Below are 17,840 nucleotides of genomic sequence, written 5' to 3'. Positions count from 1 at the left end.
AGCGTGAGAAAATAGACTTCAAGCTAGAAAGCGGCAGGCACCGCTCAACAAAGATGTGGTACTGCCGCCTCTATCACATCCTCATGTTACAACATTTGGATGCATGGGATCTGCCTTACGAATCCGCCCCGAGAAAGTTGGTTTGTAATGTAGCATGATCTCGTAAATATCATACAGCATTCTCAGGCATAGCAACAGTGTTATGTCTATTATTCATGCCCTGTTTTGCATCTTTTTTTCATCTTGGGTAATATTCACTTGTCAAAGTTCAATTGCCAGAATTTAGCTGGCATGATCACTCAAGATTCCGAGAGATCATTAATATTTCAAATCATTTTCTAAAAACTTCTTCCTGATTTCAAAAAATCTACGCTCGCTCAAATTCCTTCATCGCTTTCGCGAACTCAGTCTGGAATTTTTCGTTATCCTCAAGGTATTTCTTCCGACTGATTTCAATTCTCTCTTTTCCCAAAATCTCAGAAGATACAAATCTCAAATGCTCGGCTGCCTTCACGCTCTTAAGGACTATCTGCCTTGAAAAATCGCCCACCATAAGAAGCTTCATCGCCTCTTCTTCAGACAAAAATCCGCTGGTGATGATGCCAAAAGTTTCATAGATCGTATCATTTGCTATAGGCCCGATGATAAGATCGTAGTCCGCAAAGGCATCCGGCTTAACTCTTCTGTTGGCAAAAATATACTCAAACCACTCGCTGTTTCTCTCAAGAGTCTTAATCTTCAGCGCGCTCTCATCAAGCTCATAACGATTAATGATAATGTCTGAGCCGGCCTTTTCCCTGACCCATCTGCATGCAAATTCAGGATCATCGGTAGTATAGAAGCCCTGCCCAAAGTCGGCGTTTTTTCTGCCAAAATGAACATCCGGTTTTTCTATTGTCACATAACCCGAGTGATAGAGAGTGATCATCGCATTACCTCATCTGAGATTATCAACATTGTCACGGATGATTATACCACATTTAATATTTATTGCAATTAGATTGTTTACAATTGTAATCCATCATAGAATACTGAAAGGGAGAATCCATCGAAAACATAAATGTCTAGGCGAGATTTTTAGGAAACGCGATTTGCTTTTATCGATATTTTCTGCTAAAATTTCACACGATTGCATTTAAAGGAGGGAATTTATAATGAAATGTATGAAAAAAGTCATGGGTTTGGTGCTTGTGGGGATAATGAGCATCACACTCGCACAGCCGATTGATGTTAAAGCAGCAAACACTATAATATCTTTCGGTACAGAGTACACGGAAACTAACAACGCGGGTACTTGGAATTATAACTCTGCATATAACAATTTACCGGATGAAGAAAACTGCAGAACCATCAATGCTGAATCTGCCGGACGTATTACAATCACCGGTAGTTCAAATGAAGATGTTAGAGTTTTTCTCTATGATAGTTACGGCGGATCAGAGATTCAGAACCAATCAACAGGCACGGGCAGATTCACTATAGCTGCCAATGTTACTGCCGGTGCACATTACCTGAAGTTTTGGGACACTTTTCACCACAATGGTACTGTAAAGTACAGCATAACCTTCACTCCCAACAAGATTTTCACAAAAAAGAAAGGCCTTGCATTCAATAAGGAAAATACAGAATACTTAGTGGATTGCACCTACAATACCGCAACAAATAACCGTAAATCAGCAGAGAATTGCCGTAAGATCGTAATACCCGGCAAGAAGAAAAAGCTGAAAATCACAGCTTATGCTCTGGGAGATAGTAGTTCCGATGTTCGTATATATGTATACAATAGCAAGGGCAAGCAGGTTCTCGCCAACTGGTCTGTAAGTGGCGGCAAAAGATCCACAACAATTAATGTGAAAAAAGGCACTTACTATATCAAGTTCTGGGAGTGCTTTGGACATAATACTGAGTTTCACTACAAACTGAAAGCGAAATAATTGACAGGTTTTGCCTCAAAGAAAAGGAGCTGTTGCTTTAGATGATTAAATCAATCAAGTGCAACAGCCCCTCTTTTTAACATTCATTTCACACTTTTCCCAAATAAGGGATCAAGTGGTAATAGCTACGTTATCAGCAAATCTTATAAGCTCAGCCTCGATTCTACTGTAGTCCGATGCATTCAGGCTACCGAAGGGTCTGTGATAAGATGCTGTATTTATGATACCGAATTCTTCCATTATACTTTCAAAAATATTACGCATAACTTTCTCCCTCCAATCGTGAATTCTCTATACCCTTTATCGGCTTATCAACCGTCAATGTGAATATTCTCGTGGCAGTGACCACACGGGGCATCATCCTTCATTACATCAACTGTGATGGTCTCGTGGCAGTGAGGGCAACTGATCTCCATCATCTGCACATTTGCTTCCTCTGCCTCAACCTTGATATTCTCTTTATTAAAAGCGATTCCTGATACAAGTGCTACAACTGCAAGTACCATTGCGATTCTCTTAAACATTGTATTTTTCATATCCATCACCTCTCGTTTTATCTTATGTTGTTATCTTACCAGTACCAATATCACACATATATCACACTATTTTCATTTATAAAAACGAGACATGGTGAGAAATATCTTCACATTTTGGAGGTTTTTATTTTTTTCCTTCTTTACGCCTCCATTAGTCTTTGCTTAGCCTCAGGGTTGTTGTTGATGATCATCCCAACTTTGGAACAAGCCTGCATATCTGAGCAAGAACCACAGGTCTCCATCTTCCTGCCCAATGCGCATTGTCTGATCTCACAAAGTGACTGGCAAAAAGGTGTCTTAACTCCTGTAAGTCTGCAGCCAACGCAGTTTATCATCTCGGGAGTGATATCCACTCCGTTTAACTCGGTCCATTCCTTTGCTACCTTTTCTCTTAGTGAATTGTCATCATTAACTGTAGCTATACGAGCTTCACACTGTTCACAATCCAGTCCGCAAAAAGCAATAAAATCTGTCATGACACACCCTCCTATGAATAGTCCCCATATATAATTGGTATTATTTATGTATTTAATGTATCAGACATAAAAAAACAGATTCGCATCCACACGGATTTGAATCTGTTTTACACTGATTTATCAATCATAATTTATTGCTCGGGGACCAGTCTGTAATTACCAGAGATTTCATTTGCATGTTCTTAGGGATTACACCTCTGGCAAGGCCTAAAGCCCTGGTCTATGGCGTCATCTCTTGTCCCTTCCAGATATACCTTATTTTTCTCCTTCATATCGTTTACACTGTCACATTCCGGTCTGTGAAACACGTGAGAATTCCTGTTGCCGACATAAGAATAAGAAATATCATCAGGTATCATTTTTGAAGTATTATCTGTAACTTCTTTTTCGCCATCATCAGGAATTCCCTTTGTAGTATCATCACCGATACCCTTCGTACCACCATCTGGCACTCCTTTTGTGAAATCCTCCAGGCTTGTGAAGTTGTCGTCTTCTTCAATTTTATTGCTGCCATCCTTGTAATCAATGACCACTCCGGGCTGTACATTGTAGCAGTACACGTTAAAGCTTACGCCTCTCCCCTTATCCTCTACAGAAAGCGCCTCTATCCGGACACCGTCACACAGGAGATTGTCTCCCGAAAATATCGGAGTAACCCTGTACATCACATGATACCCGGTGCTGCGAACATAATCCCCAACCTCATTTTCATAGGGAATCATGGCCTCGTTCATGCACCTGGTGCCGGTTATCAGATTCTGCACATTGGCATTCTCTCCGGTCAGCTGATATGCGATCATATGGCATCTGTTATACAGAAACGGAGGATCAGTATCCACAAGTCCGGGGTATTTATTCTGCTTCCAACCTGTGGGTTTGACTTCGGCAATGGACTCCCTCTCCTTAGTCGGCATCAAATCCTCACCGATGCTCGCCATGGCCGGAGTACACCTACCCAGCTCATCCAATTCTCCGTAGCTCTCATAGGATACACTTGTAATCTCCGATGCAGTAAATGACGGAACATTATTATTTAGTATGACAGTCTCGGTCCCGCTGTACGCAGGAATAACAGTAGCTTCATCTGTCGCAGCCTCGTTATTCGCATTTTTGCACATGCCAATAACTGATACTGAACACATGAAAATAACCAGTACCACCACAGCAAACAGCCATATTCTGTTTTTCTGGAAAAAGCTCTTCATTTCCCGTCCTCCCGAATTCTGCGGAAACGGCCTAATCTCTGTATACTAAGTGCCTCAACATACAAGATCCCTCTATATACAAGATATCTCATTCTGTCCCGAACAAGTATGAAATTTTCGTGAAATAATATCCCCTAATAATCCTCGCCAAATAATATCTCCTGAAGTTCTTCCTGAGCATACGGAATCCTTGGATAAGGCTTACGAAGTTCAAGGCTGAACATCCATAGATGCAGGGCAATAAACCCCAGCAAAACTTTCTTAAGCCCCAGATAAACCGCCCACCAACTACACCTAAGTATTGTTAACGGTATTTTAAAGAATTCGGCCAGAGCAAAAATTGGATCCATAAAGCACCTCCTGTGTTCTAAATACATGATATTTTAAAAACCATCCTAGGCAACAAATGCATTCTAGGGAAGGTACAAATCCATTCTACCAATTTTACTGTCCAATTTATAGTACATTTACCATCTGCATCAGCCCTATTTAGTCCAATTTTAATCGCATCGCGCACCCCCACACCCCGCACTCCCACTTACTTTCTCCATCGTAAATATTTGCAACTTTTTTGCGTTTTGGTATACCTTCTAGGCCTATTTCTTGGCATTTTCGCCATCATTTGTAAATATTAAGGCTTTTTCGACTATTTGGTACCCATGATTTTTCAAAACCGGTATACCAAAATGGAGATTTCGTCGTTCTATTTACTTTTCCAGTCAAATATGCTTCAAAAAAGCTTCAAAACGTATACCAAATCGCTAAAATCCTCAAATTATTTTCTTTTCAGAGGATTCATCCAACAAAATCGACAAAAACGGCCGCAAATCGAGCTTAAATTAGGTTGAAAAATAGAGCTAAAAATCACCTAATGTTATCACCAATTTAGTGTTATAATATCTTCCCGGGAATTCATTGATTCCCAGCAGGTATCTTTAAAAAGCTATTTTTTAAAAAAGCTTCTTTTAACAGACAATTTTTAAACAAGCTATTTTATAAAGAAGCTTGTAATTAAGTAATATCAGGGAAAGAATTTGGGAGTAGTTATAAAATGAGAAACAATTCATCCGATGACTGGAATGCAACAATACTCATCATCTGGATTATATTCATGGGCATATCGCTTGCCTCAGCTATGGTTGACGGAGTTAATCTGGTCTCAAACCATAAAATCTTTGAGGGCATTGTTTCACTGGCAGTGTTTTCGATAGTAGCATTTTACATCATATATTCATCTTTAAAAAACATGTTCCCCTCACTTCTATCCGGGGAAAGAGCCGGACAGCAAAAGGAAAAGTATGACAAATTTCCTCACTTCGGAAAAGAACTGGACAACGAGAAGGTCTCGATGATCATTGAAAAATCCACTTTTTCAGACTATGTGACCAAAGATGGCGAGATTCTGAAAAACGTATGCGTCAGCGACGATAACAAGTGGATATGCATCCTTGGCGGATATCTGCCGGCGGACCTGATCTGCGGCTATAACGCGAAGAAAAATGAGCTTCTGGCGATAGACGGCGCGGCAATCAAACTCCCTTTTAAGGCGAAGATGCCTCAGATTCGAAGGGATCTTGATGCATTTTTCAAAGACAGGGGCATATACTATAAGTCACTTCCGAAAAACGCAGAGAATAGCTACTACAAGGCGCGCCATACCTTTGGTCTCTACATCGACAGAGAGGACTTCGGAAGTGTCCGTTATCTGTGGGAGAAGGACCTCGCCAACGAGGATAATGAGTATCTTTCTTCTGATGAAAATGGGCATAATTGCAGAGCCTCTGACGAGCGAGACATAACCTTCGCGATTTTCGAACGGGTTCTCTCTGACAATGATATCTTGAAAATTGCTGAGAATGTGCGCGGCGGCAGAACTTCGCTTTCGCGATTCCTGAATTTTCAGAACTATCTAAACGAATTCAGCGCGTGCAACTGTGTGGAACTTCTTGAAAAAATTGAATATCCCGCAAATGCTGCGGGAATAGATTTCCTTTTCGACTGCCTAGGTGATGTGGATGAGGCCTATTTCAGGCCTGCTGTAGCGGCTCTCCAGGGATATCCCAGACAGGCAGTGACTATGAAAATCGAGGAGAAGGTGAAGCTCGCCTACGAAAACTACGATGTGGTGGGCCTCGCAGGGCTTATGTATCTTGCAAAGGACATCGATTACAACATCGAATACATCGCCAAAATGCAGGAGCAAGACTCGCTTCAAGAGCAAGTTTTATCGCAGACCCAGAATTCACCGAATCTTCACACTTTGCCCACAAAATTTTAGTTTCATTTTAGTATTCTCTATTATCATAAAGAACATCAAGAGGAACACAAAACCTCTTGGCAAACCCCTTTTAGAAACTTTTCTTCATAACACAAGCTGCCGGATCAGAAACAATCCGGCAGCTACCCCTCTAAAATTCAGCTGCAGAAATGCAGCTTTTATATATATTAATTTCCCTGAAATGTATTAAACCAGGCTCTTTCTGAAAACTCCTTCTTCTTGGGAGCCACGGGCTCGCCCTCGGCAACGCCCACCGGAAGGACGCATGAGATCCTCTCTCGGAACAGTGTCCGGCTTGTATTTCCCGCGATAACTATGTCTATTGTTTATGGTCTCAATTACTCTCATGTAATGCCCTCATAATAATTAACAATACTTCTCAATATACTCACCGAAAAATGGCAATGTAATCTCTGCTATACCATATGACTTTGAGCTATCTTCGAGTAACCCCATTTTCTTCAACGCAGTACTATTTACCTGATAACTCCCCTTTACACCTTTGAAATATAATTACAACTATTTACACGTTTTATATGAGTAAATGCCACTAAGCCTCTATCTACGCTCAATTACATGATTCCAACATACTCATATCCGGCTTCCGTAACAGCAGCCTTAATAGCATCCTCATCCACGTCCTTGGAATTTGTAATGGTTACCAGATTCTCCTCGTGGGAAGCTACCGCTGATTCTATTCCGTCAATTGCCTCAAGCGCCTTCTTTACGTGAGCCTCACAGTGCTGACACATCATTCCGTTTACCTTAATCTTCATTTCTTTATTCTCCTTTTCTTTTGTATCATTTTCCTTTGTATCATTATCAACCCGAACTTCTTCTGATTGAATAATTCTATAATCAACAGCATTTTTCACGGACTTGTCCCTCGAGCCGTCATGAACCTTTATCCAGTTAAGTCTAAGCGCATTCGATACCACGCAGAAGCTTGAAAGTCCCATTGCTGCTGCCCCGAACATCGGATTGAGCGTCCATCCGAAGGCTGCCACATAGCATCCCGCAGCAAGAGGGATTCCGATCACATTATAGAAAAATGCCCAGAACAAGTTCTCGTGGATATTCCTGATAGTTGCTCTCGAAATTCTGATGGCTGCTGCAACGTCGCGGATACTGCTTTTCATAAGTACAACGTCAGCTGCATCTATGGCGATGTCCGTTCCTGCCCCGATGGCAATTCCAACGTCAGCGCGGGTTAGGGCCGGTGCGTCGTTTATTCCATCACCCACCATAGCAACCTTACCGTGCTCCATGAGCTTTTTGATAACAGACTCTTTCCCGTCCGGCAAAACTCCGGCAACAACCTCATCCACACCTGCCTGATCCGCAATTGCTCTTGCCGTGATCTCGTTGTCACCCGTCAGCATCACCACATGTATGCCCATTTTCTTGAGCTCGCTGACGGCCTGCGGTGTATCTTCCTTTATAGTGTCAGCTACAGCAATTATTCCTGCGAGCTTGTTATCCTTTGTGAAAAGAACCGGCGTTTTACCCTGGCCGGCAAGTTCATTCATGTGTGCAGCGGCGCTTTCCGGGATATCTGTGATAAATCTTGCATTTCCTCCCGCAACTGCCACTCCGTCAAGCTTCGCCTTCAGTCCATTTCCTGAGAGCGCCTCAAACTCCGTTGTCTCCCTGAGCTCCACCGCCTTCTCTTTTGCGTAATCAATGATTGCCTTTGAAATAGGATGCTCACTCTTGGATTCCAGCGCATAAGCGACTGTCATCAACTCTTTTTCATCAAAACCGTCTGCCGGAATTACATCGGTAACCCGCATAATTCCTGTAGTAATCGTACCTGTCTTATCAAGCGCTACTATCTGTGTTTTTCCGGTAAGTTCCTGCACTGCTGCCGTCTTGAACAAAATTCCGTTTCTGGCACCAACACCGTTTCCGACCATTATCGCCACGGGAGTTGCAAGTCCCAAAGCGCACGGACAGCTGATTACCAGCACCGATACGGCTCTCGCAATCGCATAACCGAAGGTCTGCCCAACAAGCAGCCACACAACAAATGTGACAAACGCTATACCTATAACTGTGGGAACAAACACGCCCGAAACTCTGTCGGCAATCTTGGCAATCGGTGCCTTGGTTGCGGCGGCGTCACTGACCATTCGTATGATTCCCGCAAGCGTGGTATCCTCGCCGACCTTTGTGGCCTCGCACACCATATACCCCGAAGTATTGATGGTTGCAGCTGAAACAGTATCTCCTGCCTGCTTCTCCACGGGAACGCTTTCTCCCGTGAGCGCGGACTCGTTAACGGCGCTCTCGCCCACTTTCACAATACCGTCCACGGATATGCTGTCCCCTGGCCTTACGACGAACCTGTCTCCGACCTTCACCTCATCGATCGAAACGGTTCTCTCTTGGTCGCCATCAAGGATAACTGCCGTCTTAGGCGCAAGCTTCATAAGGGCTTTCAACGCGTCTGTGGTCTTACCCTTTGACCTCGCCTCAAGAGTTTTTCCTACCGTGATTAGTGTCAGGATCGTAGCCGCTGATTCAAAATAGAACTGGTCCATGAAGTACATAACCCGTTCTGCGTTCCCGGCCTTCACCGCACCCGTCATGGCGAACAGTGCGTAGACACTGTATGCAAAAGAAGCTGTCGCTCCAAGGGCCACCAGGGTATCCATGTTCGGCGACCTGTGAATAAGCCCCTTAAAACCGCTGATGAAAAACTTCTGATTAATCACCATGATAAAGCCCGCTATCAGCAGCTCATACAATCCCATCGCCACATGGTTGCCGTCAAGAAACGGCGGAAGCGGCCAATTCCACAGCATATGTCCCATTGAGACATACATCAGCGGGATCAGCAAAATTACTGAAGCAACAAGTCTCTTCTTAAGTACAGGCGTCTCTGTATCCTTAAGAGAATCCTCGTAGTTATTGGAGGCCGCACCGGATTTTGCAGTGCTTTTAACACTTGCCCCATAGCCTGCTGCCTCTACTGCCTTAATTATTTCTTCCGGAGATGCGCTTCCCTCAACGCCCATTGAGTTTGTAAGAAGACTTACAGCACAGCTCTCAACCCCGTCCAGGGCATTTACAGCCTTCTCAACTCTCGCCTGGCATGCGGCGCAGCTCATTCCGGTTACATTATATTGTTCCATTTTTCACCTACTTACTTCATGAGCTTTTGCAGTGTAACCACCAGCTCGTCAATAATCTCATCGTTACCTTCACGAATGTTTTCAGTCACGCAGGTCTTCATATGATTTGCTAGAAGAACCTTATTAAAACTGTTGAGGGCATTTGTAATCGCAGACACCTGCACTAGGATATCCGTGCAATATGCGTCGTTCTCCAGCATCCCTTCAACTCCGCGAACCTGCCCTTCTATTCTTTTGAGCCTGTTCATAAGATCTCTTTTTTCCTTATCATCTCTGTCCTTATGCTTGCCTGAGCAGTGCGGACAACTGCCTTCAATTTCTTCCATCTTGTTTTCGTTCTCTGACATATATTTCCTCCATAAATAATGGCTTTTCATGATGCACAAATACCCCACTAGGGTATACTGGATTTTCTCCAATATATACCCTGGTGGGGTATCTGTCAACTTAATTTATGCAATCCATTACTTGAACAGCGTGCTAGCTATCTTGTACTGCGATAATCCTGCAATCATCTTGCCAACCTCGGCGAGTTTCCGCAGTCAGGGCAAAACCTCTCATTGCCACTCAATTCTCTTCCACATTTCGCACATTTAGACATAAGACATCTCCTTATATTGATGTATCTCCGTGATTTCCTCTTTAATCTCATTCTATTCCAAAATGAGGTAAATCTAATCAGCCAAAATGTAACTTTTTTTCACAATTCCCCCTCAAAAAAAATAAAAATTAGGCGTTTGCGAAACGCCAAAAGCCGCATAAATACGGCATTTTTATTGCAATAAAAATGAATAACCCCTCACCGGATATGGTACAATAGAAGTTACTGTTCAGAGGTTAGCTTGAGATAAGAATACCGGTGATCTAGACTGAAATCAGTCAGACCACCGGTATTTTCCATCAAATATCTCTGACACACTCGTGTAAATATTGCTGGGATCTTGTTCGCGTAGCGAAACCAGCACACCAAGGCCATCGCAAAAGTACACAAGACTTTGGAATGACCGGTATGTCATGACTTGCCCTATTTTTCGCTTTACCTTACGTCCTTGGCGCTCGCTCAGGTTATTACTATGAGGAACTCTTTTATCATGAAGGAATAGCAGATGGTTGTGCATGAACTTTTCCATCCGTTTGAAGAGGTTATAACCTTCTGGATAATACTTGCTTGGAGGAACATCCAGATATTCGTTTCGGGCTTCTTCTATGATCTCGCAGTACCTTTTCTCAAAGTCTTCTACTTTTTCTGCATCCGGATCAGCATCGTAGTCCAGAGAATTATTATAATGGATTATTTCCTGCAGCAGTGCTCTCATTTTGCCAGCCCACTTTCTGTCGGGTTCATTTTCCATGGCATCCTTCAGATAACGCAGCACATGGCTTGAACATTCCTGATGGTCACTTCCATAACTATAGAAAGTTATATCGTGATCATGGACCAGTATACCCTGATAATGCTCTACAGGGGTTCCCTTTATGCCTTTGTGTCCTTTTTGTTCCCTGGCATAATACTGCGTGAGTCCATCAGGGGAAGCGACGATGGCAACTTCCATGTTTTTGCCATCACATCTTGCATTGGTGAAGTCTGTATTAAGAACAGGGCATCTCTGCAGATCCACAAACCATTTTTTGCGCTGTTCTTCGGTGGCTTCTGAGAACTGCTTATTAAGGTTGCTTACCATTCCTTTGGAGATGTTAAGCCTGCCCTTTGTGAGGCTTGACAGGAAGTCCTTTGCATTATCGATAGAAACATTGCTACTGTTGTTAAGAAGATAAAGGAACGCCTTTACCGTGCCATCATAATTAACATCATCATTGACCCCATCAGGGAATTCGGCATGTCTGCGTTCACCTGTCTGCGAATTGTAATAAACATCAGCCCAGTACTCTCTGACATCCATGCACAGACGGATCCCAATGACCTGTTTCTTTATGATTTTTCCGGTCTTTTTAAAGTCGGGGTCATCAAGAACCTCTTGTGGAGCTGGAAGATAAATAACCGGTTGTGTCAGTTCCTGCTTCTTTCGGCCATGACCTTTATGCCCTGGCTGTCCTCCGGGCTTCCTTCCTGTCTTTTCACGATTGTTTGTTATCTTCTTATGGTTTACTGACTGAGATGATGGTTTAGAGGAATTCTCATAGTCCCTGTTGAGCTGTGCCTTAAGGTGCATGTTTTTGCCTTTTTCTTCTTCCAGCTCGGTAAGGGCTTCATAGAGTTTAAGACGAAGTTCCTTTTTTGCGTCGAGAGCAGAGTCGCGCTGTCTTTCAACCTCGAGAACACGTTGTTCAAGCTGCTTGATGCGGGCTTCATAGGCTGAATTTTCTTTTTCGTGTTCTTTGAAGACGTCTTCAAGGACTTCCCACCATATATTCCTGACATCAACAGTCTGTGCGTGTGACTTGGATAGTGCTACTTCGAGCTTGTGAATACGGGATTCCTCAGTATGAAGCAGACTATTATAGTCTGCCTCCATCTTCTTGTACATGGAGCCGTTTTCAAAAGCCTCAACGCGTGCCTTAAGGGCTTTGTTCCGGTACTGTAAAGTTGTGATGTATTCATACTGAGAGTTGTTCATAAAGTGATTACTTCGCCTTTAACTTTTTGATTTCTGCTTTAAGAGATTTGATGAGTACTTCCTGTGCTTCGCATTTCTTTTGAAGCTTTTCATACAGTTTTTTGTAGTCGGGTTCTTTTTCTTTAGAATCTTCGGCCTTTCTATGCCTTCCATCAGTTGGTACCACTTCGCCGGTTTCAGGATCAATCCTGCCGATCAGTGTTCTTTTAGCCCGGCTCTGCTTTTTTTCTTTGTCCCAGTATGCTTTGGATTCGTAAACATAGGTTATGCCGGTCCGCTTGTCTAACTGCTTAATAATGCCCATGGCGTGCTCCTTTCAAAGATACATCGTTACGTTTATATTATATATCATAACGATTCAAAAAGCAATAGAAAAACCCAGAAAAAGTTAGATTTTTTCTAGGTTTGTAGTTATTTTGATATGTGATTTTAATCGTTAGGATAGGGTGTCAAGCTAGGGTCTGAACAGTAACCAATAGAATTGACAAGAAACCACTGTACACACCAAGAAAGGAGTTATTCTGATATATATGATACCATATAAACAGCTTTCTTTGGCTGATATTTATTCAGACTGCCAAAATAAATTTGAAAATGACAAGCCTGCGTTTTTGTCTCTATTAGAAAACCATATCGACCTTGATGAAATTATTCCGCTTTCTTTTATAAAGCATTTCTATGCATCAACGGGAAGATCCCGTAAATACCCATTAAAAGCTATGCTCTGGGCTTTAATTATCCAACGCATTTTTACTATCCCCACAGATCAGCTTCTACTGGTCTTTCTTGCATACTCGAAGCCACTTCGTGAATTCTGTGGTTTTACCAAAGTTCCTGATGCTTCTAAAATAACCCGCTTTAAGCAAGATTTTCTGGATGACCTACAGCTTGTTTTTGATAAGCTCGTTGATATTACTGAGCCTATCTGTCAGGCTATTGATTCTGCAAAAGCCGACATGACCATCTTTGATTCCTCCGGTATTGAAGCCTTTGTCGCTGAAAATAATCCCAAGTATGCAAACAGGATAATCAAACAGCTTAAGGCATATGCCAAAGCAATGGGGTTTAATAAATCCTATGATCCCTATAAGGCAGCCTATGGAGCAATGCCTTCTCATGCTTCTGCCAATCCTGAAATCAAACAGTTATATATCAACGGCCATTTCTGCTACGTTTTCAAGTTTGGCATTGTAACAAACGGCCTGGGAATCGTCCGCCATATTTCTTTTTACAACAAAGACTTTTTTTCATCTCACCCGGATATAGTTGTCGAAAAGAAATCTGATTCACCTGATGATGATAAATGTGTTCATGATGCAAAGCTTCTCATTCCAACACTTCAGGACTTCTTTTCAAAACATCCACTCATCAATCCAAAAACATTTTTGGGCGATGCTGCTTTTGATTCAGCTCTTCTGTATAAACAGCTACTTACAGGTGATACTTTTGGAACAGATAAACATTTTTCAAAAGCATATATACCCTTAAACAGTAGAGCAGGAATCAAATATCCTGATTGCAAAGTAAATGCTGACGGTATACCCTGTTGTCCTAATGATGACTCACTTCCGATGAAATCGGACGGCAAATCTTCAAAGAAGAACGGTTTGGTAAGATTCAAATTTGTCTGTCCAAAAATCAAAAATACTTACGATAAATCCACCGGCAAGCACCATCGAGAGTGCCAATGCGATAATCCTTGTACCAACTCTTCCTGTGGCCGTATGATACATATTTATCCTGAAAAGAATCTACGAGCCTATCTAGGAACACTTCGCGGTACTGAAGAATGGAACAATACGTATAAGATCAGAACCGCTGTCGAAAGAGATATCAATCATATGAAAGACAATCTCTGTTTAGCAGGACGCCGCACACAAAATGAAAAAACATTGCATGCTGACCTAATCCTTGCAGGTATCACGCAGCTCATCACCGTTGTTCTCGCCGACAAAATCAAACACCATGAATATATACGTAGTGCAAAACCGCTAATCGCGTAGGACTTACCAACTTCATTAAGCCATATGCTTATTAAAGTACGCCTAAAACTGTCGGCTTACATTTTATTTCAGAGAATTCATGCCCTGCATGAATTTTCCTTGTCTAAATTCAAGATTGCGAACGAGCAAAGCGAGTTTCGCAATTACCTAAAAATAAAAATAAACATTGAAAATTGCTCTAAAGAAATTCGAAAGGCCAATCGATATATCATGTGTAAGCGAGAAAGAACATTCAAATGGCCAATGAGAATGAAAGAAAAAATAAGAAGAATAAACGGAGGTTTCTCTTATGTATATGTACGAATTATTTCTTTCAACAGATGTAGAAGGCAAGAAGATCCACTTTATCCAGACAAATCACAAGGTTGACAATCTTGAGAAATGGCTTGGAAAGCTTGTAAAAGATAATACAATTACTGAAGACGTAGCTAACGCAGTTACTTTCGTTTGGTAATATAAATATATAGTCACTGCCGGAGAATCCCTAAACAGGATTCTCCTTTTTATTTTATGTAGCCCCTTCTAGAACTTCAAATTATCTCCGAGTACCGGGACCTTACTTGCGAAGAAGGAAAACTCTCCGCTGTCCAAAAGATTCCCCGCATCATCAGTAACTCTTATATCAAATACCAGGATATGTTTACCGGTTTTAAGTTTCATGCACTCACAGTAGATGTATTCCGTGTTGACCGCAGGCAACAGGAAATTTAAATTTGCAGATACTGTCGTAACATAATATCCGCTCATGCTTGCCGTCGCACCGGCCATTACATCAACAAAAGAAAGAAGTGCTCCGCCATGGATACTGCCGTATGTGTTGTGAAGTCTTGTATCACATTTGACCCTAGACTTGCTATATGTGGGGCTAAGCTCCATCACCTCAAATCCTATAAACTTGTTGTATTCGTTGTCATAAAGCTCAGCGAGCATTTTCTCCCTAATTGCATTTTCTTTTTCAGTACGTGCCTTACGCATTTTTCTCTCCTCAATCATCTATAAAAATATCTGAAGTCTATAATCAAGCACTTACCGCATAACATTAACTTCTTTAACATCCGACCAGACGCCTGAATACACTTTCCCAGAAACCTTCTTAATACTTCTGATCCTGACATAGTAATTCTTGCCGGCTTTCAGACCTTTTATATTGGCTTTCGTGACATTCTTCTTGCTTATAATAACCTTCTTTGTCTTTTTCTTCTTGAATTTCTTATTAGTGGAAAGCTGAATCTCATAGCTGTTCCCGGCAGTATTCTTATTCCATTTCAGTGTGAGTTGCTTTTTATGTTTACTCTTTGCCAAAGTAATATCCGTCTTGCCGGGAAGGATTTTGAAAGTTGTTGAAGCCGAGCCGCTGCAAAAACCTTGACCCGTTACTGTAACTAAAGCTGTTCCGACAGCCTTATTACTCTGGTAATTCACTTTATATTCAGAGCTATCCAGCAGTTTCCCGCTTTTATCTGTTACAACAACTTCAGGCTTTATGGGTTTTCCCGTATAGGTATACGACTTTTCCGAAACTTCAACCCGGCCAATTGTAGTATTGACGGATGCTACATTTATTCCATTTTTGACCGCAAATGCATATGCCAGATTTCTGTTATCAATAATTGTATATAATGTTAATCCCTTTATCCGTTCGTATCTTCCTGAACCGTTTTGCTTGAAACCGAAAGCATAATCACCGCAAGTTGATACCATTCCTCCGATAACCAGTTTTGACAGTGAAGTACAATTAAAAAAGTCTTTTCCTCCCAAATACATAACCTTCGGAAAATATGCGGAAGTTAAGGAAGTACAGCCGGTAAATGTGTTGCCCCAAAGAGTAGACGCATTGGGAAGACTTATAGTCTTTAAACTTGTGCAATTTGAAAATGCCTCGTCCTCTATACTCTCAGCTTTCGGAGCGCTAACCGATGTCAGCGATGTGCAATCTGAAAAGGCGTTTTTTCCAATCGTTTTAGCTTTGGGGAGACTCACTTTCTCAAGACTTCCACAGCCCTTGAAGCACTCTCCCCATGCATATTCAGCGTTAGGAAAATTGACAGATTTCAGGATTACACAGCTTAAAAACAAATCGCTGCCTACTTCCTTGGCACTCGGAAAATCAGCTGACTCCAACGCAGTACAATCCTCGCATACATTAACTCCAAATTCAGTTACCTTAGGAAAAGAAACCGCGGTAAGGCTGGTACACCCGGAAAAAACATAGCAGCTTATCTTGGTAGCCGCCGGAAGAGATACACTTTTCAGCATCGGACAATCCTGAAAAACACATTTTCCTGTACTGGTCACATTGGGAAAACTTACTTTTTCAAGTGAACTGCATTCTTTAAAAGCATTGAACGGAAGATAGGTAATCATAGGAATATTTACATTTTTCAGTGAAGTGCAGGCGTAGAAAATCCACTCTTCGATAGTTGTGGCTTTGGGAAAACTTACAGATTCAAGATCCCTGCAAAGCATAAAAGCTCTCTCGGATATGTTTGTTATGCTGTTTCCGGTCACGCTTTTTATATTTCTGCATGATTGAAATGCACTGCCTTCGATTCCTGTAACAGGAAGCCCGTTTATTGTTTCGGGAATGACTACCGTTAGCTCGTTACCTTCATAGCCGCAAATTTGTACATAGCCCTCAGGGTAAGTTTTATATTCGAATCCATCAGCAGTTTTTGAATATGCAGAAGCCTTCACCGCTGAAAATGGCGCAAACTGCATCATTAAAAACAGTGCAATGACAAATAACCAATTAATTGTAAATCTTGTTTGTAGTTCTTGTTTCATTTTTCATACCTCTTAATAATCACATTCTTGGGCACAGCCTTCTTAAGTACTTTTCTGACTCTATTGTAGAACTTCTTATTCTTGGTTCTTATGAAAATTGTAACCTTATTTTTCTTATTGAGACCCGTAAAAGCATTTTTATCTACTTTCTTGAGATCTGCTGCTATATAAATTTCTTTAAGATTACTATAACCCTTAAATGCTGCTTTTCCGATAGTTGTGACAGGATAGTTGTAGCCTCCGATTTTAACTGATCCATTAATTTCAACCATCTCAGCTCCCATGCCCTCTTCAGTGATAGGCTTGAATGTCAGCAAAACCTTCATCGTTATTATCGCCAACGATAAGGCTTTTTGTCTCACTTATCTCTGAAACAGATAATTCTCCATCCTTATCCTTGTCGCATTTTTCACTGACAATTTTCCTAAATCCGTCATCAGGAAAATTGCCGGAATCAATTGCAACACCCCCGACAGCTTTAACGCTGACTCCACTAAAAAGCATGCATGCAGCTGCAATACATACACCATATGCAACATGAAAAGCTTTTTTCATTATGTCCTCCCTTTGCCAAAGTGGCCCAATTATTTACTCCCATCTATTGTAATATTTTTTCACGATTTTGCTCTAAAAAAAATAAAAATAAACATTGGAATTTGCTCTAAAGAAAATCGAAAGGCCTATCGATATAGTTTATGTAAGCGAGAAAGAACATTCAAATGGCCAATGAGAATGAAAGAAAAGAATAAGAAAAAAATGGAGGTTTCTCTTATGTATATGTACGAATTATTTCTTTCAACAGATGTAGAAGGCAAAAAGATCCACTTTATCCAGACAAATCACAAGGTTGACAATCTTGAGAAATGGCTTGGAAAGCTTGTAAAAGATAATACAATTACTGAAGACGTAGC

19 protein-coding genes are annotated in these 17,840 nt (G+C 41.6%); 4 read left to right on the top strand and 15 right to left on the bottom strand.

The genetic code is table 11. From position 1 onward, the window contains the following. Positions 1 to 367: 367 nt before the first annotated feature. On the bottom strand, positions 368 to 928 hold the full coding sequence (locus BLR42_RS19460; protein WP_091872768.1) for a DUF3990 domain-containing protein: 561 nt from the start codon (positions 926 to 928) through the stop codon (positions 368 to 370). A 226-nt stretch (positions 929 to 1,154) separates the two neighbouring features. On the opposite strand from BLR42_RS19460, the gene BLR42_RS19455 reads away from it, so the two are divergent. Continuing rightward, complete coding sequence (locus BLR42_RS19455; RefSeq protein WP_091872766.1) at positions 1,155 to 1,934, top strand: hypothetical protein; 780 nt, start codon at positions 1,155 to 1,157, stop codon at positions 1,932 to 1,934. A 111-nt stretch (positions 1,935 to 2,045) separates the two neighbouring features. Here BLR42_RS19455 and BLR42_RS23055 read toward each other — a convergent pair whose 3' ends face one another. From BLR42_RS23055 to BLR42_RS19435, 5 genes are all read right to left on the bottom strand, one after another. After that, positions 2,046 to 2,198 (bottom strand): hypothetical protein, encoded by a 153-nt coding sequence (locus tag BLR42_RS23055; RefSeq protein WP_022762829.1) that lies wholly within the window; start codon positions 2,196 to 2,198, stop codon positions 2,046 to 2,048. Between the two features lie 47 nt (positions 2,199 to 2,245). Continuing rightward, complete coding sequence (locus tag BLR42_RS19450) at positions 2,246 to 2,470, bottom strand: hypothetical protein (protein WP_091872763.1); 225 nt, start codon at positions 2,468 to 2,470, stop codon at positions 2,246 to 2,248. Between the two features lie 140 nt (positions 2,471 to 2,610). Continuing rightward, positions 2,611 to 2,946, bottom strand: a complete 336-nt coding sequence (locus BLR42_RS19445; RefSeq protein ID WP_091872761.1) for a DUF3795 domain-containing protein — start codon at positions 2,944 to 2,946, stop codon at positions 2,611 to 2,613. A 182-nt stretch (positions 2,947 to 3,128) separates the two neighbouring features. Further along, the gene (locus BLR42_RS19440; protein WP_091872758.1) at positions 3,129 to 4,151 is read right to left on the bottom strand and encodes a DNA/RNA non-specific endonuclease; all 1,023 of its coding nucleotides are present in this window, start codon (positions 4,149 to 4,151) and stop codon (positions 3,129 to 3,131) included. 134 nt (positions 4,152 to 4,285) lie between these two features. After that, the gene (locus BLR42_RS19435) at positions 4,286 to 4,501 is read right to left on the bottom strand and encodes a hypothetical protein (protein WP_091872755.1); all 216 of its coding nucleotides are present in this window, start codon (positions 4,499 to 4,501) and stop codon (positions 4,286 to 4,288) included. A 701-nt stretch (positions 4,502 to 5,202) separates the two neighbouring features. Between BLR42_RS19435 and BLR42_RS19430 the strand changes: the two genes are divergently transcribed. Then, entirely contained in the window at positions 5,203 to 6,429 is a 1,227-nt protein-coding gene (locus tag BLR42_RS19430) for a hypothetical protein (protein ID WP_091872753.1), read from the top strand. A gap of 572 nt (positions 6,430 to 7,001) precedes the next feature. Here BLR42_RS19430 and BLR42_RS19425 read toward each other — a convergent pair. The 5 genes from BLR42_RS19425 to BLR42_RS23365 form a co-directional block, all read right to left on the bottom strand. Then, a complete protein-coding gene (locus tag BLR42_RS19425; protein WP_091872750.1) occupies positions 7,002 to 9,566 on the bottom strand; it encodes a heavy metal translocating P-type ATPase in 2,565 nt (854 codons plus the stop codon). Between the two features lie 11 nt (positions 9,567 to 9,577). Beyond that, positions 9,578 to 9,913 (bottom strand): metal-sensing transcriptional repressor, encoded by a 336-nt coding sequence (locus BLR42_RS19420; RefSeq protein WP_091872747.1) that lies wholly within the window; start codon positions 9,911 to 9,913, stop codon positions 9,578 to 9,580. Positions 9,914 to 10,077: 164 nt separating this feature from the next. Beyond that, complete coding sequence (locus BLR42_RS24270) at positions 10,078 to 10,167, bottom strand: zinc-ribbon domain-containing protein (protein WP_170832887.1); 90 nt, start codon at positions 10,165 to 10,167, stop codon at positions 10,078 to 10,080. A gap of 274 nt (positions 10,168 to 10,441) precedes the next feature. Beyond that, the gene (locus tag BLR42_RS19415) at positions 10,442 to 12,142 is read right to left on the bottom strand and encodes an IS66 family transposase (RefSeq protein WP_091872744.1); all 1,701 of its coding nucleotides are present in this window, start codon (positions 12,140 to 12,142) and stop codon (positions 10,442 to 10,444) included. Between the two features lie 7 nt (positions 12,143 to 12,149). Beyond that, a complete protein-coding gene (locus tag BLR42_RS23365; protein ID WP_091872741.1) occupies positions 12,150 to 12,446 on the bottom strand; it encodes a hypothetical protein in 297 nt (98 codons plus the stop codon). Positions 12,447 to 12,672: 226 nt separating this feature from the next. Here BLR42_RS23365 and BLR42_RS19405 point away from each other — a divergent pair, with 226 nt between their 5' ends. Together BLR42_RS19405 and BLR42_RS23045 are read left to right on the top strand one after the other, a co-directional pair. After that, the gene (locus tag BLR42_RS19405) at positions 12,673 to 14,145 is read left to right on the top strand and encodes a transposase (protein WP_091872739.1); all 1,473 of its coding nucleotides are present in this window, start codon (positions 12,673 to 12,675) and stop codon (positions 14,143 to 14,145) included. Positions 14,146 to 14,440: 295 nt separating this feature from the next. Next, on the top strand, positions 14,441 to 14,599 hold the full coding sequence (locus tag BLR42_RS23045; RefSeq protein ID WP_170832886.1) for a hypothetical protein: 159 nt from the start codon (positions 14,441 to 14,443) through the stop codon (positions 14,597 to 14,599). Positions 14,600 to 14,667: 68 nt separating this feature from the next. Here BLR42_RS23045 and BLR42_RS19400 read toward each other — a convergent pair whose 3' ends face one another. Genes BLR42_RS19400 through BLR42_RS19385 form a run of 4 tightly spaced genes read right to left on the bottom strand, consistent with a single transcriptional unit; the run spans position 14,668 to position 17,484 of the window. Continuing rightward, complete coding sequence (locus BLR42_RS19400; RefSeq protein WP_022762838.1) at positions 14,668 to 15,120, bottom strand: PaaI family thioesterase; 453 nt, start codon at positions 15,118 to 15,120, stop codon at positions 14,668 to 14,670. A gap of 51 nt (positions 15,121 to 15,171) precedes the next feature. Continuing rightward, positions 15,172 to 16,929 (bottom strand): leucine-rich repeat domain-containing protein, encoded by a 1,758-nt coding sequence (locus BLR42_RS19395; RefSeq protein WP_091872733.1) that lies wholly within the window; start codon positions 16,927 to 16,929, stop codon positions 15,172 to 15,174. Continuing rightward, positions 16,926 to 17,255, bottom strand: a complete 330-nt coding sequence (locus BLR42_RS19390; RefSeq protein WP_139165218.1) for a leucine-rich repeat domain-containing protein — start codon at positions 17,253 to 17,255, stop codon at positions 16,926 to 16,928. Before BLR42_RS19390 ends, BLR42_RS19395 begins: the two co-directional genes overlap by 4 nt. Then, complete coding sequence (locus BLR42_RS19385) at positions 17,221 to 17,484, bottom strand: hypothetical protein (RefSeq protein WP_091872727.1); 264 nt, start codon at positions 17,482 to 17,484, stop codon at positions 17,221 to 17,223. Before BLR42_RS19385 ends, BLR42_RS19390 begins: the two co-directional genes overlap by 35 nt. Between the last annotated feature and the right edge of the window lie 356 nt (positions 17,485 to 17,840).

Origin of the sequence: Butyrivibrio sp. INlla16 (assembly GCF_900104155.1) — a bacterium.
In the GTDB taxonomy this organism is placed as follows: domain Bacteria; phylum Bacillota; class Clostridia; order Lachnospirales; family Lachnospiraceae; genus Butyrivibrio.
Note: the sequence above shows the minus strand (reverse complement) of the source record. Positions and strands in the feature narration are given on the sequence as shown.